At 65.4% G+C, this 24,031-nt stretch carries 13 protein-coding genes and 2 pseudogenes; 8 read left to right on the top strand and 7 right to left on the bottom strand.

Annotation, left to right across the window (positions count from 1 at the left end; translation table 11 throughout):
- Positions 1 to 8: 8 nt before the first annotated feature.
- Both NC7_RS21365 and NC7_RS21360 read right to left on the bottom strand, forming a co-directional pair.
- The gene (locus NC7_RS21365; protein ID WP_255285062.1) at positions 9 to 242 is read right to left on the bottom strand and encodes a MoaD/ThiS family protein; all 234 of its coding nucleotides are present in this window, start codon (positions 240 to 242) and stop codon (positions 9 to 11) included.
- A gap of 43 nt (positions 243 to 285) precedes the next feature.
- Positions 286 to 1,383 (bottom strand): WD40/YVTN/BNR-like repeat-containing protein, encoded by a 1,098-nt coding sequence (locus NC7_RS21360; RefSeq protein WP_067985842.1) that lies wholly within the window; start codon positions 1,381 to 1,383, stop codon positions 286 to 288.
- Between the two features lie 154 nt (positions 1,384 to 1,537).
- Between NC7_RS21360 and NC7_RS29320 the strand changes: the two genes are divergently transcribed.
- The 3 genes from NC7_RS29320 to NC7_RS21345 all read left to right on the top strand — a co-directional run bounded on the left by NC7_RS29320 (position 1,538) and on the right by NC7_RS21345 (position 3,748).
- Positions 1,538 to 1,975, top strand: a complete 438-nt coding sequence (locus tag NC7_RS29320; RefSeq protein ID WP_157102121.1) for a hypothetical protein — start codon at positions 1,538 to 1,540, stop codon at positions 1,973 to 1,975.
- Between the two features lie 177 nt (positions 1,976 to 2,152).
- Positions 2,153 to 2,851: a guanitoxin biosynthesis heme-dependent pre-guanitoxin N-hydroxylase GntA gene (gntA, locus tag NC7_RS21350; protein WP_067985838.1), complete on the top strand. Its 699-nt coding sequence runs from the start codon at positions 2,153 to 2,155 to the stop codon at positions 2,849 to 2,851.
- 18 nt (positions 2,852 to 2,869) lie between these two features.
- The gene (locus tag NC7_RS21345) at positions 2,870 to 3,748 is read left to right on the top strand and encodes an ATP-grasp domain-containing protein (RefSeq protein ID WP_067985836.1); all 879 of its coding nucleotides are present in this window, start codon (positions 2,870 to 2,872) and stop codon (positions 3,746 to 3,748) included.
- A gap of 137 nt (positions 3,749 to 3,885) precedes the next feature.
- Here the strand turns inward: NC7_RS21345 and NC7_RS30680 are convergent.
- Positions 3,886 to 4,197, bottom strand: a pseudogene (locus NC7_RS30680) (ADP-ribosylglycohydrolase family protein); the annotation flags it as partial.
- Between the two features lie 100 nt (positions 4,198 to 4,297).
- Positions 4,298 to 4,567: pseudogene (locus NC7_RS30675) on the bottom strand (ADP-ribosylglycohydrolase family protein); the annotation flags it as partial.
- A 213-nt stretch (positions 4,568 to 4,780) separates the two neighbouring features.
- Between NC7_RS30675 and NC7_RS29620 the strand changes: the two are divergent.
- Together NC7_RS29620 and NC7_RS29615 are read left to right on the top strand one after the other, a co-directional pair.
- Positions 4,781 to 6,112 carry a hypothetical protein gene (locus NC7_RS29620; RefSeq protein WP_067985834.1) on the top strand — a complete coding sequence of 444 codons (1,332 nt, stop codon included), beginning with the start codon at positions 4,781 to 4,783 and terminating at the stop codon, positions 6,110 to 6,112.
- Positions 6,113 to 6,153: 41 nt separating this feature from the next.
- Positions 6,154 to 6,981 (top strand): EamA family transporter, encoded by an 828-nt coding sequence (locus tag NC7_RS29615; RefSeq protein WP_067985832.1) that lies wholly within the window; start codon positions 6,154 to 6,156, stop codon positions 6,979 to 6,981.
- Here the strand turns inward: NC7_RS29615 and NC7_RS21330 are convergent.
- Positions 6,938 to 7,642 (bottom strand): phosphoribosylanthranilate isomerase, encoded by a 705-nt coding sequence (locus NC7_RS21330; RefSeq protein WP_067985830.1) that lies wholly within the window; start codon positions 7,640 to 7,642, stop codon positions 6,938 to 6,940. The two genes, NC7_RS29615 and NC7_RS21330, sit on opposite strands and share 44 nt — an antisense overlap.
- A gap of 123 nt (positions 7,643 to 7,765) precedes the next feature.
- Complete coding sequence (locus NC7_RS21325) at positions 7,766 to 8,350, bottom strand: hypothetical protein (protein ID WP_067985829.1); 585 nt, start codon at positions 8,348 to 8,350, stop codon at positions 7,766 to 7,768.
- 532 nt (positions 8,351 to 8,882) lie between these two features.
- Between NC7_RS21325 and NC7_RS21320 the strand changes: the two genes are divergently transcribed.
- Complete coding sequence (locus NC7_RS21320; protein ID WP_157102120.1) at positions 8,883 to 13,706, top strand: PDDEXK-like endonuclease domain-containing protein; 4,824 nt, start codon at positions 8,883 to 8,885, stop codon at positions 13,704 to 13,706.
- A gap of 7 nt (positions 13,707 to 13,713) precedes the next feature.
- Here the strand turns inward: NC7_RS21320 and NC7_RS21315 are convergent, their stop codons facing one another.
- Positions 13,714 to 15,525 (bottom strand): DEAD/DEAH box helicase, encoded by a 1,812-nt coding sequence (locus NC7_RS21315; protein WP_159372903.1) that lies wholly within the window; start codon positions 15,523 to 15,525, stop codon positions 13,714 to 13,716.
- A 176-nt stretch (positions 15,526 to 15,701) separates the two neighbouring features.
- Here NC7_RS21315 and NC7_RS21310 point away from each other — a divergent pair, with 176 nt between their 5' ends.
- Positions 15,702 to 19,085, top strand: a complete 3,384-nt coding sequence (locus NC7_RS21310) for a hypothetical protein (protein WP_236573694.1) — start codon at positions 15,702 to 15,704, stop codon at positions 19,083 to 19,085.
- On the top strand, positions 19,082 to 24,016 hold the full coding sequence (locus NC7_RS21305) for a DEAD/DEAH box helicase (protein ID WP_067985822.1): 4,935 nt from the start codon (positions 19,082 to 19,084) through the stop codon (positions 24,014 to 24,016). The genes NC7_RS21310 and NC7_RS21305 overlap by 4 nt, the downstream gene beginning before the upstream one ends.
- Positions 24,017 to 24,031 lie beyond the last annotated feature (15 nt).

Genomic DNA, 24,031 nt, shown 5'->3' with positions numbered 1-24,031 from the left:
ACAGAAATTCAACCACCGGCAACAGCCGGAATGATCATCACCTCGGTCCCTTTCTCGACCGCGGTATCCTGCCCTTCGAGGATCCGGCATTCGTCACCGTCGACATAGAAATTCACGTACCGACGCAGCGCTCCGCGCTCATCGCGCAGCCGCCGCTCCAGCGCCGGATACCGCTCGCGCAGTACATCGAGCACCTGGCGCAGATCCGTACCGTCGATGTCGAGTTCCCTTGCACCGTCCACGTATGTGCGAAGCACCGACGGCAGGCAGACCCGTGCCACGGCGTTATCCGATCACCGCGGCGCGCACACAGAGCACGTCCGGAAGCTTGTCGGCAACCAGCTGCCAGCGGTCGCCTTCGTCGGCACTGGTGTACACCTCGCCGTTGCGTGTGCCGAAGTAGATGCCGGTCGGGTCGGCATCGTCGGCGCACATGGCATCACGCATGACCGCCGCCCAGAACGGCACCTCGGGCAGCCCGTCGTTAAGGGCAGTCCAGGTCTGCCCACCGTCCTCGCTGCGGTATACGGCGCACTTCGCGTCGGGCGGGAACCGAAAGCGATCCATGTCGGCAACCAGCGGGAACGTGTAGATCACCCCGGGCCGCCGAGGATGCGCGACGATCGGGAAGCCGAAGTTCGACGGTGGAAGTCCACCATCGATCGCCTGCCAGCGTTCGCCTGCATCGGTGCTACGGAACACGCCGCCGTGGTTCTGCAGGTACATCGTGTCGGGATCCGCGGCGTCGAGCGCGACTTTGTGCACGCACTGCCCCCATTCTGGTAACTCGCCCGGCATGAAATCCGCAGTGACCCCCTTGTTCGTCGGCCGCCACGATTCGCCACCATCGGTGGTCTGATACACCCCACCGGTCGACATCGCGACAGCCATCCGCCGGGTGTCCTGCGGATGCGGAAGGATCGTGTGCAGTGCCAGCCCACCGCCACCCGGTTGCCACTGCGTCCGATGCGGGTGGTTCCACAACCCGCGCACCAATTCGAAACTGCGCCCACCGTCCTCGGAACGGAACAACGCCGACGGCTCGACCCCCGCGTACACCACATCCGGCTCCGCCGCGGTCGCCGGTTTGATCTGCCAAACCCCTTGCAGCGCAGCGTCTGTTCCGTCCGGAAAGGCCAGCGGCGCATCGTCGGGCTCACTCCAGGTCTGCCCGAGATCGTCACTGACCACCATCGTCGGCCCGAAGTGGCTGTTCAACACCCCCGCCAGCACTCGCGGCGTCTCCGATCGCGTGTCGATAGCCAATGCCTTCACATCGGCGACCGGAAACTGCGGCGGCGACACATCCCAGGTCTTGCGCCCGTCCCGGCTCCGCGCCAGAAACAGCCCCTTACGAGTCCCTATCCCGAGCAACACGTCCATCGCAGACCTCCAGTGGTAACCGCAACGCCGACGCCCGTCACGCTACTCCGGACCACCGACAATCGGAATGTCATTCGGGTGGAAACGGGGGATGGCGAGGCTCGGCATAATATCTCCTGGTCCCGATCTCGACTCAGCGGAGGGGAGTATGAGAATGCGCGAGTTCGTCTATGCCGCAGGGTTATTCGTGGTGGCGACAATGCTGGGATGCGGGCGCTCGATCGAGGGAACTGCGACAGCAACAGACCCCGACGCCACAAATGCAAAGGCTCTCGGGGGGACATGGACCGGTTCTTACACCTGCGCGCAGGGCGCCACCGGCCTCACCTTGACCGTGCGATCGCCTGACCGCGCGGAGTTCGAATTCTATCCGCTGCCGGAAAACCCCACGGTCCCGAACGGCCGCTTCGCCATGCAGTGGCACATCGAGCCGACCCGTTTCGTCTTCCGCCAAACGTCGTGGATCGACAGACCGGGTTCCTACCGGATGGTCGACCTGGTAGCCGACCGCACGGACAGCACCACAATCCTCACCGGAACAGTGACCGGTGAGGGCTGCACGACCTTCTGGCTGAGCCGCGACCTGACCTGAGCGAACAACGCGCCGAGCTCACGGCACCGAGCGGCCGGGTGTGATTTCGAACATGAACATTTCATGGATCCGGCCTTCGAGCGGGGAAACCGGCATCGGTGATAATTCCCCCGATTCGCGCACCGCGCTGGTCACCTGACAGGATCACGCGCGTACGCACGGAAAGGAACACAGGGGTTGACGACGGACGCTCGAGCTGAGCTGGCGAATTTCCTGCTCGGCGACCGATTCGCCTGTCTGGCGGGTCGCTCCGCCTGGCGTCAGGGCGGAATCACCCATTGCCACTACGACGTGCTCGGCGGTGCCGAAGCAGCTCGGCTGATGGCCGCTGATCTGGCGGAGTTCGTCGGCGCCGCCGACTGGAGCTCACGCAAGTTCACGAGCTTCATCGCCACCTTCGAGCAGCCTCGCGGTGTGGACGAGCTCCGCTTCGAAGAGCTCCTGTGGCGGCACCTACAGCTCCTCCACGAGGCCGACGCGGACCGCTTCGCCTGGGCGGAAGGTTGTTCCTCCGACCCTCAGTCCGAAGAATTCAAATACAGCGTCGCCGGCCACAAGTTCTTCGTGATCGGCCTCCACGAAACCCACCGCCGCCTCGGCCGCCGCCCACCCTTCCCCATGCTCGCCTTCAACTCCCACGACCAGTTCGCCCGCATCAAAGCCGACGGCATGTGGGACCGCCTCGCCGACAAGATCCGCAAACAGGACATCATGCTCCAAGGCGACATCAACCCGAACCTGATGGAGTACGAAACGCTTTCCGAGGCCCGCCGCTACTCCGGCCGCCCCAAGCCCCTCGACTGGCAGTGCCCGTTCAGCGTCCGTCCTGCGGCGGAAGAATCCGGCCCGGCCGAGGTCCAGCGCGCCTATATCTGACGGAATAATGTGGCGAGAGTGCCCACCACGCTGCTGTTCTGCTGTGACCCACTGAGCCCGCGAAAGGTCGACGACCATTTCGCCGAACAAGCGGCCATCGCACAAGCCATCGGTGCGATCGTCGCGCTGCTGGACCATGATGCGCTGCTGGCCGGGCACACCGCCGCGGCCGTCAGCCGCGTGGCGCGCGACAGCGGAGAGCTGTGGTATCGGGGCTGGATGATTCCGTCGCAGCGATATCGCGAGCTGGCCCAAGCGCTTTCGTCGCGCGGCTGCAGCCTGGCGGTCGCGCCGGACCAGTACGCCTCAGCTCACGAGTTGCCTGGCTGGTATCCCTCGTTCGAGGAATTGACGCCGCGAACTGTGTGGTCGCCGTCAGGGCCTGGCGAGATCCCCGATGAATCGGCGCTCGCACAGTTGGTCACGCCACTCGGTGACGGTCCGGGTATCGTCAAGGACTACGTGAAATCCCGAAAACACGAGTGGGACACCGCCTGCTACATCCCCGATCTGCGCGATACCGCCAACCTGAGACGGGTGGTCGAAAATTTCGTCGAACTACAGGGCGAGTTCTTGGCAGGTGGTCTCGTGCTGCGGCAATTCGAAGACTTCACCGATACGGCAGACACCCCCGCATCGGAGGCCCGAGTCTGGTGGCTCGACGGCGAACCCATCCTCATCGGCCCACATCCCGACAACCCGACAGCCCACGTCGAACCGGACCTGACCGCAATAGCGCCGGCGGTCTCCCGCCTCGGTTGCCGCTTCATCACCACCGACGTCGCTCGTCGCGTCGACGGGGTATGGCGGGTGATCGAAGTCGGCGACGCCCAGGTCAGCGACCTGCCCTCAACCGTCGACCCCACCGCGCTGATCGGCCCGCTCGTCAAACCCTGATCGAGGTGAGCCAGGACGGCAGCGATTCGCGGGCGGCGAGCCAAGCCTGGGGTACTCCGTTCGCCGTGCCGGTTCCGGGTATACGCGGCGACGATCCCTCCGGTGATCGCGCAGGTGGTGTCGACGTCGCCGTCCGCTTCGATGCACGCGGCGACAGCAGCCGGGTAGTCGTCCAAATATGTTGCGGCGGAACACAAGGCGAAGGGCACGGTGTCCTGTGCCATCACTCGCGATCCGTTGCCCAGTTCGTGTGCGGCTTCGGCAACAGTGGCGCCGAGCAGCTCACGCGCCCGGTAGGTGCCATGCGTCGTCTCGCCCGGTTCGAGACGTTCCAGGACGGCGGTGAGGAATCCTGTGGGGGTGGGCTGAGAGTGGATGCGGCGGGCATAAGCGGCCTGCCCGGCCGCGACGGCCACGGCGACCGCCCCGACCACGCCGTCGGGGTGCATGTGCGTCACCTGGGCGGACCGTGCTGCTCGCAACAACTCGTTGCGGATCGTCCCAGTAGTAGGCGCCGAGGGGCGCGACCCGCATAGCCGCGCCGTTGCCGTAGGAACCACGACCTTCGAAGGTGGCTGCGGATGTCTCGCGCCAGGGCGCTCCGTTGCGGATCCGACGAAGCGTCGTGGCCGTCGCGTGCCCGTAGTCGCGTTCCGGGGAGAACCGGCGCGCGAACTCCGAGGCCAGTCGATCCCGGTCGACGTGCTGGTGACGTCGCAGTTCGGCGATCAGCACGCACGCTGTCTCGGTGTCGTCGGTCCAGTCCCACGGAGCGTGTGGCCGCCTACCCGACCGAAGGTCCGGAAGTGACCTGCCCATGATGAAGAACTGGGCCCCCAGTGCATCGCCGACCGAGAGCCCGTCGAGCGAAGCGAGCATTGGTCCCACACGATCATCGGAAGTACTCGACCGCCATCCATCGGATCATCGTGTCAGGAGCTTCGTCTGATCCGGAAGCGGTCTGTTTTGCGTCTGTATAAGTGAAAGGGCCTGGGGCGAAGCGGCTTCGGTGCAGATTGGTAAGGGGAAGACATGTCCAATCTCGATGAACGGATGAGACTGGCGGTCGCATGGTTCGAGCGTTACCAATTCTCCGATGGGGCAGGTGGGGCCGGGTGGGGCTGGATTCACGACGTGCCACCGAATCCGCAGAACACGGCCGAAGTGGTGTGTGCGTTGGCTGCGGCGGGGATCCCGGTGCCGCGGGCCGACGAAGTGCTGCACCTGGTGCGCAGGCAACGCATCGTGCCGCCCACGGCAGGCGCGGGAGAATTCACCGGGCCGATCGACATCGCGTGGCAGTTGCGGGCGATGCATTGTCTCGGAGTGCCGGACACAGATCCCGATGTGGCCGAATGTATTCGGCGGCTCATCGAGGAACAGGACGCGGAGTCGGGCGGATACCGGATGTCGGGGTCGATCGGTCCGGTGTCGCTCACCGCGACGTCCGCCGCGATGCACGCCCTCGCGCCCTATGCGGCGGCGAACGAAGAGGTCGCCAGGGTCACGCTGCGCGGTGTCACGTTTCTCGCGTTGACGATGCTGTCCGATGACGTCCGCGCCGAACCGCTGTATACCGCTGCGCACATCGTGTCCGTCCTGGCCCGCTCGGAATTCGCGTCGGTCGGCGGCAAACGGGCGAGGCGAGCATCGGAACTGGCGATCGAACGGATCCTCGACACCCTGGCCGACGGCGTGAATTGCAATGGGGACGAATACTTTCTGCGCGGCGACATCGCACATACATGGCGTCATCTCGGCCTGCACTCGGCGGTAGGTGCCCTGCTCGGCGCGGACGGCACGTTGATCTTTCATCCGGCGGTTCGTGCCGCACTGACTTCGCTGTTCGAATTGCAGGAGATGTCGGTGCGGCTCCCGAGCCGTGGTGGGTTCAGGACGTCGAGCGAGGGTTTCGTCACCGCCTACTCGACGACCTCGGCATTCGAGGCGATGGTGCACGCCCGGGCCGCTGTCGGCGAAACAGCCAATCCCGGAAAGATTTTCGACCTGATCTGCCGAGCGGACGGCGCGCATCACAGCGACGGGCAGGTGCTGGCGAAATGGGGACGGCAGCGGTTGATCATGAACAGCTTTGCCGGCTTCGCGGTCTTCCTCTTGGCCATGACAGCAGGACTGACCATTGTGGCCCATGGTGCGGAGCTGAATGCAAGGTACGAAAACCCGGACTGGCCGGTAAAACTGGCAGCGAGAGCGCTCGTGATCTGGGGGACGACGGTGATCGCGTTCGGCACGCTCACCTGGCTCACCAGCCGTTTTCCCGCGTCGTCGACGCGGGTGGTTGCGGCGGCCGTCTTCGGCGGGTTCACTGCTGTGGTGCTGCCCATCGTGACCTATGCGATTTGACCGTAGCCCGGTCCTCCTACACCCGAGCGTCGCCGTGGATAATGCTCACGGCGACGCTGGTGTGGGGTGCCTCGAGCGCCGCGTTGGCAGCCGTTGAAGGTGCCCTGACCTCCTCGGCATTGGTTGCCGCAGGCGGTGGCGCGACGTTGCTGCTCATCGCGGGAGTTCGTCGTCAAGGTCCGCTGCGAATCTTGATGGAATCGCCGACTCTCTACCTGCGGCTCGGCGCACTCGAAGCGGCCAACCTCATGCTCTTCGTCGCCGCTCTGAAATGTGGCCCGCTGCCCGTTGTCGTTGCGCTGCATCTGATTGCGCCGTTGCTTTTACTCGCCACCGAGATCGTGCGGGGGAGACGCCTGCTCACGCCGCTGGTAGCGCTCGAGTTTCTCTTGGTCGGTGCTGCGGTGGCGGTTGCAGTGCCGAGTAGTTCAGCTGAAATCCGGATGGACAGAGCGCTCTTGGGTTGCGTGTTGGCGGTCGGCAGTGCCGTGTGCGTCGCGATGCTCGTCAGCCTGATCGCCCGCGAATCGGCGCAACGGCCGACGATCGCATCAGCGGGTTGGCAACTGGTCGTAGCCGGGTTCCTCGGTGCCGCACTGATATTCACTGATCCACCCGACCCACGCACAGCAGGTTCGCTCGTCCTCGTCGGCGCGCTGCTGCTAGCCCCGGGATTTGTGCTGTATTGGCGGGGGCTGCGCGGACTCGACGCGACGAAAGCCAGCATCATCGGCCTCAACGAAGCGGTCTTCGCCGCAGTGGTGAGCGCGATATTCACCAATACACCGATCACTCTCGACGCGGTGGTCGGCGGCGTGCTCGTCCTCAGTGCTGTTGTGCTGGACGATAAGTCGAGGCAGCTTCCCTAGCGGCCTCGACGAACGCGACGCAGGCAGCCTCGGATTTGTCGCCTTCGGCGTCGTCGACTCCGGAGTTGACGTCGACACCGAAAGGTTTGACCGCGTCGATCGCCGCACGAACATTGTCCGGATCGAGCCCACCGGCCAGGACTACCCGCTTGCCCCGATCCTTTTGCGACTCGACGATTTTGTTGCTGATGCGCCAATCATGGGTTTGTCCTGTGCCGCCGAGGCGGTCCGGTGTCCGCGAATCGAGCAGGATCACGTCGCAGTAATCCGCGACTGCCTCCACATCGGCAAACGCGCCTTCATCGAGAACATGCACCGCCCGAATGATCTCGCGGCGTCCGTCGGTGCGCGCATACACCTTTCGCAGATTGTCCGTGCTCACCAAACCGTGAACCTGAATCGCGTCTACGCCTATGCGGTCGGCGAGTGCGAGGATGTCATCGGCGTCCTCGAGATGAGTCACCAGCACGCGCTTCACCGGCACCGCGAGCTCGGCCACTAGCGCGGACAGCTCCACAGCCTCCTCCGCGCTGACCTCGTCCTCGCTGAAGGCGGTAACCCCGCAGATGAAGCCCACGGCATCAGGCTCGGCGCGTAGAGCCCGGCGCAGATCGCCTGCTGACCTGATGCCACAGATCTTCACCTGAACGGACTCTGTCATGCCGCCCAGCCTAGTGACGTCGCAGGCTGTCCAGCCACCTGGGAGGGCTGAATCTCGGATGCTGTTCGACACTGTCCGTCGATTCTGATTCGACTGCGGCTCGTTGATGAACCAGTGCGGCTGTCAGTGTCGTTCACGGGCCCAGGCACCATCCTCGAACCAGTAGACGCAACCCAACTCGTACCCGGCGGCCCGCTCGCGCAATTCATCGAACGGAAGCCAGTCGGGCCCACCCGCCAGCATGTCGATCTGCGGCTTGTGCCACTTCACCCCGCTCGATTCGTCCTCTCCATAGAGCACGAACCGCCCCTCGCCGACCCGCAGCATGGCCCACCAGGTGCAACCACCGTCTTCGTAGTGAAGGCCATCGTGATCGACCCACATGCCAGTGCGATAGGTGCTTGCCTCGGCCTCGGTGGTTGCGTCGATCGCGGCCGATAATGCCCACCGAGCCCACAACAGATGCGCGATCCGGTCCGGATCGTTGTCCCACTCATCTTTCTCGTGGCCGAAGTCGACTGCGAGCCCATTTCGGCGAAGTTCGCCGGCGATGTCGGCGATCGCGTCGAACCTGGCCTCGCCCATCCGCAAGCAGTGCAGGTCTGATCCTTCGGCGTACCACCGGCATCCCGGGGGCGGATTCTCGGAGATCGCGCGCACCTGCGCTCCACCGTTGCTCCAGTCGAAGAACAGCGTGAATGCGTGCACTCTCGCGCCGCTCGCATCTACGAGGACGAGTTCTTGGCCGATCTCGTACCAGCGATCGGGGTGCTCCCGACCTTCGGATCGCCCATGACCTGCCGAATCGCCACCGGCTCAGCCTGTCGATTTGTAGCGCCGAGGACCTTCCAGACGATAGCGTTTCAAGGGCTGATGGTCAGGGCGAGGAGTGGCGGTGCGGGGCGTGGTGGACGATGCGGATCTCGTAGATCGCGCGGCGCGGTTGTTCAGGTTCCTCGCTCGGGTGCAGGGCGTGGGGGTGACGAGGGTCCAAGATGCTGCCGACCTCGGCGTGATCGAGTGGCTCGGTGCAGTACCGGGCCATCCCTCTGTCCGGTTCACGCCGAACAACGCCGACGCCCCATTTCTCTTGCTGGACAAGGTGCGTCGAACTCCGGCTGTCGACGCACCTGAGGTAGCAGTCCGGGCTTGGTTGGCACCTGGCCGATTGGACGACCCCGATGACGAGCCGTCCTTGCTTCAGCGTCGACTGGACGGTACAGGTACTCGGACGTTGCTGTTGAGCGACCATCCGAACGTTGTGGAGGAGTTCGACGCCTGGCTTGCTCGATGGCGGGAATGGGCGGCTGGGGCGCGCATCGAGGAAGCCGCGCTGCGCCTGTACCGCGCCGTCTACCAGATGTACTCGGACGTGAATGCCTCGGCGGAATCCAAGGAAGCGGTGCTCGCGCTCGGCTGCCTGGTCTGGCGCAGGCCAGGATGGGGAACTGCCCGCCGCCATGTGCTGACCTTGCCGGTCAAGCTGGATTTCGACACCGATTCGGGGCGGTTGACGGTACAGGTGGACCGTGATGGCGGCCGGGCCGCGGTGGAACTCGCCGATTTCCTGGATCCGTCCGAGATCGCTGATCCGGGTCTGCTCCGAACAGCCGAACGTGAGCTCGTCGACGAAGGACTCGAACCGTTCGATCGAGCGACGATCGCCGGACTGATGCGCCGCCTGCTACACAGCCTCGGTCCTTCGTCGAGCTACCGAGACGAGGACGTGCCCGCCACGGCCACTGACGAGCCGGTCGGCTTCTATGCCCCCGCGCTGATCATGCGGTCGCGCGGCAAGCGGGGCCTGACCAGGGTTCTGGACTCGATTTCCGACCGGGTCCAGGACCAGCGGGAGGTGCCGAGCGGGATTCGAAATCTGGTCGACCCCGCCTATGCGCCGACCATGGTCAGGTCCGAGGAGAGCGGCGCGATCGTTCGTGACGGGGACGATTGCTTCTTGCCGCTGCCGTTGAACAGCGTGCAGCTCCAGATCCTCGAGCACGTCGATTCGCATGCGCACACGATCGTGCAGGGACCGCCCGGCACGGGCAAGACGCACACCGCCGCCGCGCTGATCACCCACCTGCTCGCTCAGGGCAAACGCGTGCTTGTCACTGCCCACACCGATCGTGCGCTGGAAGAAGTTCGCGGCAAGTTGCGCGAAGAGATGCGTGGGCTGTGCGTCTCGGTGGCCGGTGCGTCACGCGACAATTTCGACGACCTGAAACGTGCCATGGAGCGCATCGCGCAGGAAGCCGACCGCCACAACCCGCATCGTGCCCAGACAACGGTGAAAGCCGCGCAGGCCCGCGTTGCCGACCTGCGCGCTGAGCGGGCGGATATCCGGAAACAACTGCTGCGGCTACGCGAAGTCGAGGTTGTGCAGCACCAGTGCGGTAGATATCGGGGGACGCTCACCGAACTGGTGACGCGCCATCGCGACGAAGCCTCGCGTTTCGACTGGATCAGCGCTCTGGATCCAGTCGAACCCGGCACCGCGCTGCCGGTGTCGGCGGCGGACGTCGCGCAGTGGCGGTCGTTGCTCCTGGATTCCGCGCTCGATGACCCCGAAGCGCGGGCACCGGACCTGATTACCACTCATGATGTCCCGCCGGTCGATCAGATTGCGCTGTGGTCCGAACGACTGCTGCAGGCCGAGGCGCGCGTCAGGTCCTGCTCGGAACAGGGTGCGCCACAGTGGACAGAGCGCATTGCCGCGTTGAATCCGCCGACGCGTGCGGAATTGCTGGCGATGGTACGGCGGCTGGACCAGGAGTTGGGTGACCTCGCGGCGAGTCGAGACGCCTGGGTTCGAGAAGCCTTGGCCGACATCAGTCTTGGGCGCGCCGCCCTGTGGCACGACCGGGCGATGCGCCTGGCCGGTCTCACCCAGCCGGCGCAGCAGTTGGTCGCACAGGTCGGAATATCGCAAGTGCGCGTGAACGGTGGCGATACCGCTGCCCTGGTGTCGCTCGCCGAAGCTGTTCGCGCGCATATCGAGACGGCTGGTCCGCTCAAGGTCGGTGCGGACGGAATGCCGAAGGCCGGTTTCGCGTTCGGTAAGAGCCGGGTGCTCAAGGACGCGGCGCCGTTGTTCGAGCACGTCCGGGTCGACGGGCGGATCCCGACCACGGCCGAGCAACTCGATGTATTCCTGCGTTTCGAGGAGATCGACCGACTGCTCGGGCAGCTCGACGAGGTGTGGGTGGGAACTCCGGCCATGCCTGTCACCGGGAGTCCGACGATCCGGCTGACGTGGCATCGCGAACATGCCGAACAGCTGAGGCGGTTGCTGAGCTGTGGCGCCGAGCTGGCCGAGGCAGGTAGGCAACTGCGCACCTTCGGCCTCCCTGAACCGGACTGGGCCGACGCGAACGCGCGCAAGCCGATCTTCGCGTCGTTCGAGGCCGTCACCGCGATCGACGAAAGACGAGCAGTACAACATCTTTTCGATACGGTGTCGGTCAAGCTGAATGCTGTGCGATTCCAGCCGCACGCGACGGCGAATCTGCAAGAGCTGCATGCCGCGATAGAACGCGGCGATGTCGAAGCCTACCGTCGCGCCTATCAGCGCCTCGGTGATCTGAACACGGTGCGGCGCAGGTTCGTTCATCGGCACGAGCTCGGGGCACGAATGGCATCGTTGCCGCGCCTGCGGGACGCGATCGCGGCAACGGCATCCGATCCCGCGTGGGACAACCGCCTCGTAGAGCTCGAAAACGCCTGGGAATGGTCAGGTTTGGGCCGATGGCTCGCGGCGCACGAAGACGACGCCGTCAACGAGCTGTTCGGTCGGCTCGACGACATCGAGGCGTCCTTGCGCAACGAGGCATCCGAGCTCGCGGTGACCAAGGCCTGGGACTACGCGGTCGGACCCGAGCGGCTCACCGCGAACACCAGGGTGGATCTGCGTCAGTACGCCCAGCTGGTCCGGCGCCTCGGCAAGGGCACCGGCGCGCACGCGGATCGCCGTCGTGCCGAGATCCGGGAGACCCTGGCTCGTTGCCGCTCCGCGGTACCGGTATGGATCATGCCGATCTACCGGGTGGTCGAGCAGCTCGACATCGAACAAGACATGTTCGACGTCGTCGTTGTCGACGAGGCCTCACAGGCGGGTGTGGAGGCGGTGTTTCTGCAGTACCTCGCGCCACGGATCGTGGTGATCGGCGACAATCGTCAGGTTTCGCCGTCCGGTGTGGGCGTGAAGATCGACACCGTGAATGGGCTCGGCGAGCAGTTTCTGGCCGACAACCTGCACCGGGCCACGTGGACCGACCCCAAGCGGAGCCTGTTCGACGAGGCCGCGATGCGCTTCCCGTCGCGGCTCACCCTGCTCGAACACCGCCGCTGTGTGCCCGAGATCATCGGCTTCTCGAACAAGATCGCCTACGAAAAAGACGACGTGCGTTTGGTGCCCGTGCGGTTGTACGGTGTCGATCGGTTACCGCCGATCCGAACCGAATACGTCCCCGACGGCGTCAGCACGCCGGGCAATGTGAACGAGATCGAAGCCGATCGGATCGTCGCCCGCATCCTGGAGTGCTTGGCCGATTCGCGATACGACGGGAAGACCTTCGGGGTGATCTCCCTGCTCGGCACCGCGCAGGCGGAAGTCATCTGGAAGAAGATGCTGGTCAAGGTGTCTCCGGAGGAGATCGACCGGCGTCGGCTGCGCTGTGGCGACGCGGCCGACTTCCAGGGCGCCGAACGGGATGTGATGTTCCTGTCGATGGTGAAGTCGGCCGGACCGGAGACCAGGCTGGTGGCCCGAGCCGACGAATCGGCGACCCAGCGGTACAACGTCGCGGTGTCGCGTGCGGCCGATCAGCTGTGGTTGTTCCACTCGGTCACCGCCGAGCAACTGAAGAATCCGGCCGACCTGCGCTACCAACTGCTCGACTACTGCCGAACGATCGAGACCGCGCCGCCGGAGATCACCACCGGGGTTTCGGAGCCAGTCCCCGAGAACAGGCCGGTGGCACCTTTCCGTTCGTTGTTCGAGCAATGCGTTTTCAACCGGATCGTCGGTCGCGGCTACCGGGTGGTCGCACAGTACGACGTCGGCGGACACGCGCTCGACATGGTGATTGTCGGAGGCCATATCCGGGTCGCTGTGCAGTGTGACGGCGACAGGTGGGCAGGGCCGATCGAATACCAGCGGTCGATGGCGTGGCAGCGTGATCTGCAACGGTGTGGCTGGCCGTTCTTCCGAATTCGGCAGTCGCGCTTCGTGTCCGATCCGGAGTCGAGCCTCGGGCCACTGTGGCAACTGCTCGACGAGGTCGGCCTGACGCCGGTGTCGGCCGAGGACCTGGTGCGAGCCGATGCGGCACCGATCGCGTCGGCGACGAGTGTCGGAACCGCTGAGCCGGTGATACAGCAGCCTGTCGTGGATCCGCTGGCCGACTTCGATTGGCGCAAACCGGAACCCGATACGGGGGCTGGCGAAAACGAGCAGGTCTGTCCAGTCGAGGAGAACGTCGACAGCGACGTCCCGATCGAGCCTCCGAACGCTGCCCCCGCACCCTCTGTTGTCACGGAAGAAGCTGGTGAGCAAGAATATTCGGTGTTCAATGGATTGGTGTCACCGCTGTCTGCCGCGTCGCCGATCGAGACGGTCGTGAGTGATCTGCTGCGCGTTGTCGAGGTGGAGGGCCCCGTGACCGCCGGTCGTCTGCGTTCGGTGTTCTTTCGCAACGTGGCGGACGACGACGAGCGAGGTGGCAGGGCAGCGTTGGACCGTGCACTGTCGGTGGCTGTCGAGCGTGGCGAGCTGATCGTGGACGACTTTCTGGAACTACCTCAGCCGCAATGGTTCACCTACCGATCACCGAGCCAACCGGAGGTGCGACGGCGGACGCTGGGAGCCCGTTCCATCGAGGAGGTGCCGCCGCGCGAACTCGCCCGAATCCTGGCCGATGCTGCTGAGACGACCGGTTGGGGCGACCGGCGTGGACTGATGCAGACAGCCGCGAGCGAGCTGGGTCAGGCACAGTTGACCGATCGGGCCATCTCGATGTTCGCCCTGATGCTTTCGAGCGCGCGTACGGCGCCCGCCGGATGAGGCGAGATCAGAGCAGGCCCGAGGGTGTTCGCCCGCGGAGGAACGCGGCGATCTGGATGAGCCGGTGCGGCGGCACGGTGAGCGCACCAACCTGCGACATCACTGACCGCAATTCGCCCACCGGATCATCGGATTCGGCCGCCCATTGTGCGATCGCCGCTGCGGCCTGCTCACGTGTCGCCCTCGTGCCGCCCACGGCTGCCGACACGAGCAGCAGGTCCTCAGTGGGTTCGCCGAGTGAGCGGTAGGTCAGCAGCCCGGCGTCGGCCGCGGCTTGGACTTCGTCGAGCAGCTCACGAGGATCGGTGACCCCGATCAGGTCGCCCACTTCGTCTCCGGTGGCAACGAATTCGAGTTTGGTCAACTGGTCAAGCAGGTCGTTGTACTCGGGCACCGCCTCGGCCATGTCCTCGACAGAGTCATCGTCGTCGGGATCGTGCGTGTCGGCACCTTCGCTGTCTGCGTCGTCGTGCGCCACCAGATGAACCCCGGATGGCGCGGCCGCTCCGACCGCATGGTCTTCTGCCGCGACGGCAGCTGCCTGACCGGCCCATTCGGTCAGGAACTGCGTCAATCCGGCGACATCCGTGCGCACAGTGTTGTCTGCCAGTCGATGGGCAACCGACAGGAAGGAACCATCGACGCCGGCGGCCGGATCTTCGATGGATCCGACCACGTAGGCGATGACGATGACGTGGGGCCGGCCAGCATGGGCAGAAGTCACGACGCGACCCAGCCGCCGGATCATCTCGGTGCGGTCGTGGCTGCGGGCGAGGAACAACCCGAGTTCGGCGTGCGGCACGAGCACCGTTTCGTCGGGCACGCGTTGTTCGACGAGCACCCGCACCGACCGTTCACGCAGGCCGGCCGACAGCGCCGATCGCTGCTCGGGCCGCAGCGCGGGGCCCGAGATAGCGGCGGCAACTCCGGCGGAACTCAGAAACTGTGCCACTGTCCCCGCCGCCACCGCTCGGCCGGCGAAAACCACGGTCTGGGTCTCGCGGAGTACGTCGATCGGCAGCGAGCGGACGAGGTCCATCTTCGCCCGGCATTCCGCCAGCAATGCCGCCCGGTCGCCGAGCGCTTGCACATAGCGGTTGGCATGGTGGGCCCCGGAGCCACGGCCTTGCCGGAGCTGTTCGACGAAAACGTGGAATTCCTCGGAGCGATCCGGTGCGCCGTAGCTGCCGGTCAATGTGTCGATCTCGCGCTCGACCAGTGATTGTGCCTGATTGAGGCGGGCACGTTCTTTGGGCGTCAGCTCGACACCGACCTGCACGACCATGACCGGCGCGAGATGGCCGTCCGCGCGGGCACGCGGGTAATCACAGCCGGCGATCACGGAGCCGAAGTAGGGGAGAAGCACCGAGTCGACGGTGCGATCCCCGGGCGGGAGGGGATCGGTGAAGCCGAGCCGGTGTGGGAAGCGCTCCGTCAATGCCGTCGGCCAAAAACCCGCGCCGTATCGATGCAGGTCATCGACGATCAGCAGGGCCCTGTGGTGATCGAGGTCGGCGGTGCGCAGGCGCGCCACTGTGTTGGCGGTGAGCACCGCTACGTGCCAGGTTCGGCTCGGCATAGCGAGGCTGCCGATCCGACACGACGGCATCGTCTCTTCCATCGTTGCGAGCCAGCGTTCACGGGCGGCGTCGTCGGGGACTACGGCAACGACCGGGCTGCCCGCCTCGACCGCTTCCGCCGCGGCTCGCACACCGAGCACGGTCTTGCCCGTACCCGCCACGGCCTCGACGATGCCTCTGCGGCCCTTACGGTTCCACTCGTCGTAGGCAGCCTGTTGCCACGGGCGCAGCACCCTCACACCCTCCTCGCCAGGCCCGAACGGGGCCTCCGCTGACGAGGGTAGCGGCTCGAAATCAGCAGCTTCGGTCTGCGCCCGGAAACTTCCGATCGGTGAGATGATGAGAATCGGTTGATGGAGGTTTGCCAGGCGCCCGAAATGGGTAACAGGCGCGGTGTGGAGGGGGTGTGGCACGAATGGCCGAGTCGTTCGTGTGGGTCCAGGCCGGCGACGAAGAATTTGCTCGCGCCGGGCAGTTGGACCGGGTGTCGCTGTTCGTCGAGCTCAACTTGGACCACGACGAAATCGTCCGGACCCGCGACCTGTTCGGCCAGCTCATCCGGGATCACCGACGCACCCACGGTCTTGCCCGGTTGATCGATCGGTTTCCCGCGCTCACCCTGACCACCCTGATCGGGCATGCGGGTCTGGCCTATGAGCAGGGGAAATACTGGGAGAGTTTCTGGGCGGAACTGGCGATGGAGCGCGAGCAGGAGTTCGAGAACCTGCTGCGGACCAAGCTCACCTCGCTACTGCGCAAGTTCAAGCTGCGCGAATTCCCGGAGATCAGTAACCAGCAGTACGTGCAGACCATGGCGGTGCATGCCGGAGTCCCGGTGCACTGCCTCAACGACCTGGTCGACGTTATCGAGCAGCACATTTCGCTCGGACGTGAACCGAGTGGTGCTGCCGTGTTCGAGTGGCTCACCCAGCCCGGTCTCGAGTACCGGATGAACCACCTCGATGTTCCCGTCCGCAACTTCCTGCAGTTCGGTGGTGAGGCCGCTGTCGACATCGTCGACCGGATCATCGAGTTCGCCGAATACGCCCGCGAGCATCCGGAGGTCGCCAACGACCTCGATCTCGATACCTCGACCACCGGGCTGCCGAGTGTCATGCTCGAAGCGTTGATCGACCGGTTCGAGGAGCGGCCGTTCGGGTCGAGCACTGCCGAGCCCGGTCGGGTCGGTCGATCACGCCGACCGGTGATCGCCTATTCGCGATCCGATGACCAAGTCGTCGTCGAGGTTCCGTTTCCGGACCGGGGCTCCGAATTTCCGTGGTTGGTTTCTTTCGACGGCGACAGCACCGAGGTGTACGCCGAACGAGGTTGGGGCCTGAGTGAAGGCGAGGTGCACCCGCCGACTCGGGTTCGGGTCCCACATCGAGTGCGCGAGGTGGTCCTGCGCCATGACGCCTCCGAGGCGCATCATCGGATTTCCTTGGTGGACAAGGACAATCCGCTCTTGCTGTTCGATCACAACGGCAAACCGATCTCCCGGCATCTCGCCCTGCCGCGTGGCGAGGTGATCGGTGTCCATCCGGCGACCGCGTCGCTGGTCGACGGGCACAGTGGGGCGCCGGTGTCGTTCACGGCCGAAGCTGTCCCCGCGGGCTGGCGCGACTGGCGAGCACGGGTCTACGACCTCGCGGCGATCGACTCGGTGCGGTTGCGTCGGGATCACCTTCTCGGCCCGGTGCAGCAGGTTCGCCGGGTCGGTGCCGCCCGACTCGATCCAGCCGACCCGGTCGAAGGGGTCTTCACCAGATCGGGCTTGCCGGTGTACAGCGAACGGCCCGCCGTAACGCTGCCCGTCACAGGTGCCGAGCCGGTTGCCTGGCGCGTGCGGGTGCGCCGGTCGGGGACCACCGACTGGCTGGCCGACGACGAATGGGAATCGGATACCGAACTCACCGAGCTCGACCCGTTCGACGGTCTCGCGCCGGGCCTGCTCGGCATGTTCGACATCGTCATCAGTGGGCCACTGGGGCAAGACATTCGACACAGCATGTTCATGGTGGAAGGCCTCTCGGTCGAGCACGACAGCATCTTCCGCATACCGACCCCGGACGGATTGTCCCCGGCGGCGACCGCGCTCGAGATCGCGCCGCCGTTGGCCCTCGACCGTGCGTACGTCGAGTTTCCCAGTGCGCAGCGTGATTCGGAGTTTCGGGTATCAGCAGGGCAGACGGTCGAACGCCTGGTCCTTCGTCCGCCACATATCGAGTTCCGGGTAGACGACATCGGCGCCGCCGCCCGCTGGCGCACGGTCGCGCCGGTGCTGACCGTCGACGATCTCACCGAGCACCTGATCGTGGCGGTTCGGGTCCCCGGCGATGTCGAAGTCGACATCGCACTGTCGGATTCGGTGGGCCGGATTCGGCAGACCGAGGAGCCACAGGTCAATCGCGACAATCTCTTCCAGGTGTCGAGCCGGACCTTTGCCGACACCGCGCGCTCGCTGCGCACCGCGACACTGCTGGCCAGGATAGATACCGCGGACGGTCGGACCACTCAGGTCACCGTGGCCCGTGTGCAGCCGCGCCTGCTGTGCTCAGGAATCCGGTTGGACGGCGGCGTGCTGGTGTTCGAGGGCACCGACAGCGACGACCTCGCCGCGTTCGTCTGGCCGGAGACCGCGCCGTGGCGGCCACCGACGCAGGTCGAGATCGTCGAGGGAAAGGCGCGCCTGCCCGCCGAATTCGTCGATGCTGGACCGCTGACCGTGCAGGTTTTCGTCGATGATCCATGGGCGGTGATCACCGCCCCGAGCCGCCCTGATGATACGGCGTACCACGTTCCGCAGCACGGCTGGCTGCGGGATTCGGACCCGGCACGCACAGAGCTGGCGAAATTCCTGGCCGGGGCGGGGGATCCGCCCGTCTCGGGCAGTGCGCTCGCCGAGGTGTGGTCCGCTTACGCGAACTGTTACTCCGACAGCTCGCTCAGCCCGCTGGTTCGCGGTGGACTGCTGCGAGTTCTCGGGGCCGATCCTCGAAGCTCACTTGAGGCGTTGGAACGCAGCGCCCTTCCGCAGGCCCAGCTTCCAGCACTGCTGATCCGTACCGGACTGGTGGACAAGGATTTCAGTTCGTACTTCCGCCTGGGTAAGCACGCCAATCCGTGGCTCGGCTGTCTGATCGATATCGCCGACCTTCCGAATGTCGTGTTGCAGTCGGCTGAGGAGAGTGCCGAAGCACTTCGCGCCGACCTGGCCACGCACGGCGGTCCAGCCCTGGTCGAGCTGCTGTCGGGGAAATTGCGGGAGGTCTACACCGGCTACTTCGAGCGAAACACCATCGGGATGCATCGCATGGCGCCGGAGCAGATTGCCGCGCTCAGGGACGCGTGTGAGATCGTGCCCGGGGCGTTGCTTGATCCGGATACCCGAAGGGCTGCGATGTTCGAGGCGTTCGCCCGGCGGCTCGACTGGCAGTCCGATCCGGCCTCGCATGCCATGACCACCCACTCGGCTGCGTTGACGACCCCCTTGCGACGGGCCTCGCCGTGGGTATACGACGTGGTCAAAGCACGCAGTGATGCGCTGACAGGGGTAGACACCAGCGAATTCCCCTGGATGCTGATGTCGATGCAGTCGCTGCTGTTCGCTGTCGTCGCCCGGTTGCGGGCTCGCTCGCTGATGTCGCATCCGGTGTTCACCGCGCCCATGCGGCAGTGCTGGGCCAGGCTGGCCGAATTATGTCCAGGACTGGTCGCTGCCGACCTGCTGATCGCCGATGCGCTCGCGTCCTACGTTTTGCACCACGATGTCATCAACAAGATCGGAGACCATCGGTGACCGACAGGCTGGATCCCCTTGCCGCCAGCGCCGACATCGAAGCAGGCTACAAACGCTATCTGAAAACGTTGCTGGCGCCGCGTGATCCGGCGTTGGCGAGCGCGTTCGACCAGGCGGTGGACGAGACCTCGCTGCTCACGAAGGGGCCGATGCTGGAGCTCACGCCACCGTACGCACCGGGTGCGTCTTTGCGATCCCTGATCTCCGAGGGCGTCTTGCACCCCGGCTTCACAGAGTTCGGCACAACCGTGGACCTGGACCGGCCGCTGTACTTGCACCAGGAGACCGCCGTTCGCAAGGTCGTGAGCGGTCGCAATCTGGTCGTGAGCACCGGCACCGGATCGGGTAAGACGGAGAGCTTCCTGCTTCCGATCCTGAACTCCCTCATCGCCGAGAAGTCCGCGGGCACCCTGGGGCCAGGTGTACGCGCTCTGCTGCTGTATCCGATGAACGCGCTGGCCAATGACCAGCTCGAGCGCTTACGCGAACTACTCGCGGCCACACCCGAGATCACATTCGGGCGCTACACGGGCGAAACGAAACGGCGCCGCGCCGATGCCGAAGACGGCTACCACGCGATGTTCCCCGCCGCCGAGCGCCTGCCGAACGAGTTGCTCAGCCGGGAGGAGATGTGGGCGAGCCCGCCACACATCCTGCTCACCAATTACGCGATGCTGGAATATCTGCTGCTGCGCCCGCGTGACTTGGAGCTCTTCGACGGAAAGCACCGGGACACTTGGCGATTCATCGCCCTCGACGAAGCCCACGTCTACGACGGGGCCCAGGGAAGCGAAGTCGCGCTGCTGCTGCGCCGGCTCCGGGACCGGGTCGCCGGAGCGCGCTCGCTGCAGTGCATCGCCACCTCGGCGTCGTTGTCCGGAACCACACCCGAAGCCCAGGGTGTCGAGGCGACGGCGTTCGCGCAGAAATTGTTCGATGTCCCCTTCGAGTTCGTCGCCGACGATCCGAGCCGCCAGGACCTGGTGACCGCCACCCGGACGCCGAGCCGTCCACCGGCGACCTGGACGATCGAAGACGACAAGCTGCTGACCCTGGCCGCGCCGGACACCGATCTGACCTGGATCGGTACGAAGTCGCCCTCCGGTGACATCGCGGACGCGTTGCACAGCGAACGCCGAATCGCCGATCTCAAGAGTTACGCGGCCGCCGGGCCGCAGAGCGTGCGTGAGCTCGCCGCGAAACTGTGGCCGGGCGACGACCACGCCCCGCGGAAACTCGAAGCCCTTGTCACGCTGGGATCCAAGGTCACCGACGACACGAGGAATCCGGTGCTGTCGGCGCGATACCACCTGTTCGTCCGGGCGACAGAGGGCGCCTACGTCAGCTACGACGACAACGGCCCGACCGTTCTGCTCGGCCGCCACGAAGTAGATCCGAACACCGGACGCGCGGTCTTCGAGTTCGGCACCTGTCAGCGGTGCGGCGCTGTGCACCTCGCCGGTCAGCGGGAGCTGGTCGACGGCCGCGAGTATTTCCGCCCGGCCAAGGGGGAACGCAAGGTGAGCTGGCTGGTGGTCACCGACAGCGACATCGGCGACCTCATCGACGAGGACGACGAAACCCTCGACGAGCAGCAGAGCAGCGCCACCAGCACCGGCCTCGGCACGCTGTGCACCGGTTGTGGTGCACGAGGCGGTTGCTCGCCGAAGTGCCCCGGCGGCCGGGTTCTACGGGTCCGTGAGCACCGTGCCGCCGCGCGGGTGATGAGCAAGTGCACCGAGTGCGGCGCACGATCACGGCAGGTCATCCGGCGGCTGCGGACCGACACGAACGCCGCGCCGGCAGTCATCACGACCGCGCTCTACCAGCACCTACCGGCGGCCGCGGACGGTACGGCCGACTTCGTAGGCGGCGGGCGGAAGCTGTTGATGTTCTCCGACTCCCGGCAGGCGGCGGCCTTCGCCGCTCCCTATCTCGAGCAGACCTACGGCCGGATGCTGGAACGACGCTATCTCGCCGAGGCACTGGGGCAGCCGAAGAATGCCGGTGAGCCCCTGTCACCCGAAGACTTGGCCGCTGATGCGAAAGCGATCGCGGTACACGCGCAGCATTTCGGGGAACGCGCCACTCGCGCCACGACCATGCGTGCGGTCAACCCCTGGGTGATGGCGGAACTGATGGCGATGGACCAGCGTCAATCGCTGGAAGGCCTCGGATTGATGGCCGTTTCGTTGTTCCGTTCCCGAGATACGCCGATTCCGAAGGGATTCCGCATTCTAGGACTAAGTGATGACGAAGTGTGGGCGTTGCTGAACGAGCTCGTGAAGACGATCCGGTTGCAGGGCGCGATGAGTCTGCTCCCCGAAGTCGACATCACGCTCCCGATCTTCGAGCCGCGCGCCAGCCGCATCCGCATCCGTTCCAGGGATTCGGATCGGGGCCGTCGGATCATCAGCTGGCTTCCCGGCGGAAGACCGGGCACGGCCAACAATCGAATCCTGCTCCTGCGCAAGGTTCTCGCCGAGCTGGGCAGACCGGAACCGGCCGAGAAGGTGCTCGACGCGTGCTGGAACTTCCTGCTGCAGAACAAATATTTCCTCGAGGAGAGCGACCGCGTCGCCGGTGTGCTGTATCAGCTGGACCAGGAGCAACTGCGTATCCGTCGCGGTGGCGACTGCGAATGGTTCCAGTGCGGCGCGTGTCGTCGCATCACCGTCCACAATGTGCGCGGCCTGTGCCCGCAGGGCAATTGTGACGGTCGGCTCGTGCCCCACCGGATTCCGGACCGCGACGTAGACATCAATCACTATCGAACCGCGTACCGGTCACTGGCCATGGTTCCGCTGTCGTCGCGCGAGCACACTGCGCAGTGGGAGGCCACCGCGGCCGCGGACATCCAACGACGGTTCATCTCCGGCGAGGTGAACGTGCTGTCGTGTTCCACGACGTTCGAGCTCGGTGTCGACGTGGGTGATCTGCAATCGGTGATGCTGCGCAATATGCCGCCGAAAACGGCGAACTACGTGCAGCGAGCCGGCCGCGCCGGGCGCCGGGCCGCATCGGCGGCGCTCGTGGTGACCTACGCCAAGCGCAGTTCGCACGATCTGGCGAAGTTCCAGAAACCGGAATCGATGATCGCCGGGAAGATGCGGATTCCCTGGATTCCCATCGACAACGACCGAATCGGCCGCAGGCACGCCCATTCCATCGCGCTGGCCGCCTACTTCCGGGACTGCTATGACAAGGAAGGCCGCGAGTGGGTCACGGCCGGGGACTTCTTCACGCCGGAGAAAGACGAGACCGAGTCGGCAGCCGCTCGAGTGCGCTATTTCCTGACCCCTGTCCCCGGTGCGGTGCGAAGCTCGCTGCGGGCCGCATTGCCTCCGTACGTGCAGCGCGAGATCGGAGTGGAAACCGACGCGTGGGTCGAGCTTCTGTGTGCCCAGCTCGCCGATGCGGAAAACGACATCCGCACCGACATCGCGACTTTCGAGGAACTGATCCAACAGGCGATCGACGCGAAGAACCTGGCGCTCGGCAGTCGGCTGCAGAAGACCCTGCACACTGTCCGCAGCCGCCAGTTGCTCGGTTATCTCGCCAACAAGAACGTGCTGCCCAAGTACGGGTTTCCCGTCGACACCGTGGAACTGCGCACCACACACTGCGAAGGCACCGTTGGCGCCAAGCTGGAACTCGCGCGAGACCTGGGACAAGCGATCTACGACTACGCACCGGGCAACCAGGTGGTCGCGGGTGGCAAGTTGTGGACCTCGCGCGGTCTGCACAAACTGCCCAAGCGTGAGCTGGAAACACTGCAGTACCGGGTGTGCAAGGAGTGCAACCACTTCGAGTCCGGTCATGTGCTCGACCCGTTCTCGACCTGTCCGAACTGCGGTGCGGAGTTCGATGCGGCAAAAACCTGCGTCCTGCCGGAGTTCGGCTTTGTCGCCGATCGCAAGCCCGAGGATGTGAAAGCCGAAGCGCCGCAACGGGCCTGGTCGGGCGCCAGTTTTGTGGAGACGGTCGGGGAGGGCTCGGAGCCGGAAGCCTGGCCGTCGAAAGACGATATGCGGGTGTGGGCACGATCGGGCACACGCGCCAAACTCGCTGTCATCGGTGAAGGCGCGGGTAACGGATTCCGGCTGTGCGCCTGGTGCGGATGGGCCGAGCCGATCAGGTTCGGTCGCGCGCCGAGCACGACGCATGAGCGCCCGGCGACCGGCAGTCCGTGCGGCGGACCGCTCGACCAGGTCAACCTGGCCCATCGCTACGAAACCGACGTCGCGGAATTCACCTTCGCGGATTTCCACTACACCGAGTCGGAAGACAAGTGGCTGTCGGTGCTGTACGCCCTGCTCGAGGGTGCCTCGGAGGCACTGGAGATCAGCCGCGACGACATCGACGGAACGCTGTCCTGGAGTGCCGACCACCGCCGCAGCATCGTCTTGTTCGACACCGTGCCCGCCGGTGCCGGGGCATCGAAACAGATTGCCGCGGAACTGGATCGGGTGTTGCGGGTCGCCGCGCGACGAGTCGCCAGCTGCGACTGCGGTGTGGAGACCTCGTGCTACGGCTGTCTGCGGTCCTATCGCAATGCCCGGTTCCATGATCAGCTGACCAGAGCGGGCGCGCTGGAGGTGTTCCAGCAGCTCGGACTGGTAACCGAAGTCACCGACCTGACAGTCGACAAGGCACCGGAATCCTGGGACGACGACCCGCTGTATTCCTCCCAGGCCGTCCGGGACCTGCTCGCGGAGCTGCAACAGGCCGGTGTTCCCAAGCCCGAGGTCGGGATCGAGGCCGGACGGGCCTACTGGATGGTCGACATCGCCTGGCCGGCGGAGAAGGTCGTGGTCGTCGAAGGCGTGGACGACGATCGCGATTCCGGCTTGGCGGCCGACGGCTTCCGGGTCGTGCGGGTGGATGAGGCCGACGTCGACGAGCTGGCTGCGATCTTGGCCGGCGTGTAGATGCCGCCGGGGCAG

Source organism: Nocardia caishijiensis NBRC 108228 (assembly GCF_001612825.1).
Lineage (GTDB): Bacteria > Actinomycetota > Actinomycetes > Mycobacteriales > Mycobacteriaceae > Nocardia > Nocardia caishijiensis.
The sequence above is the reverse complement of the archived record's forward strand: the minus strand, read 5'-3'. Positions and strand labels throughout refer to the sequence as shown.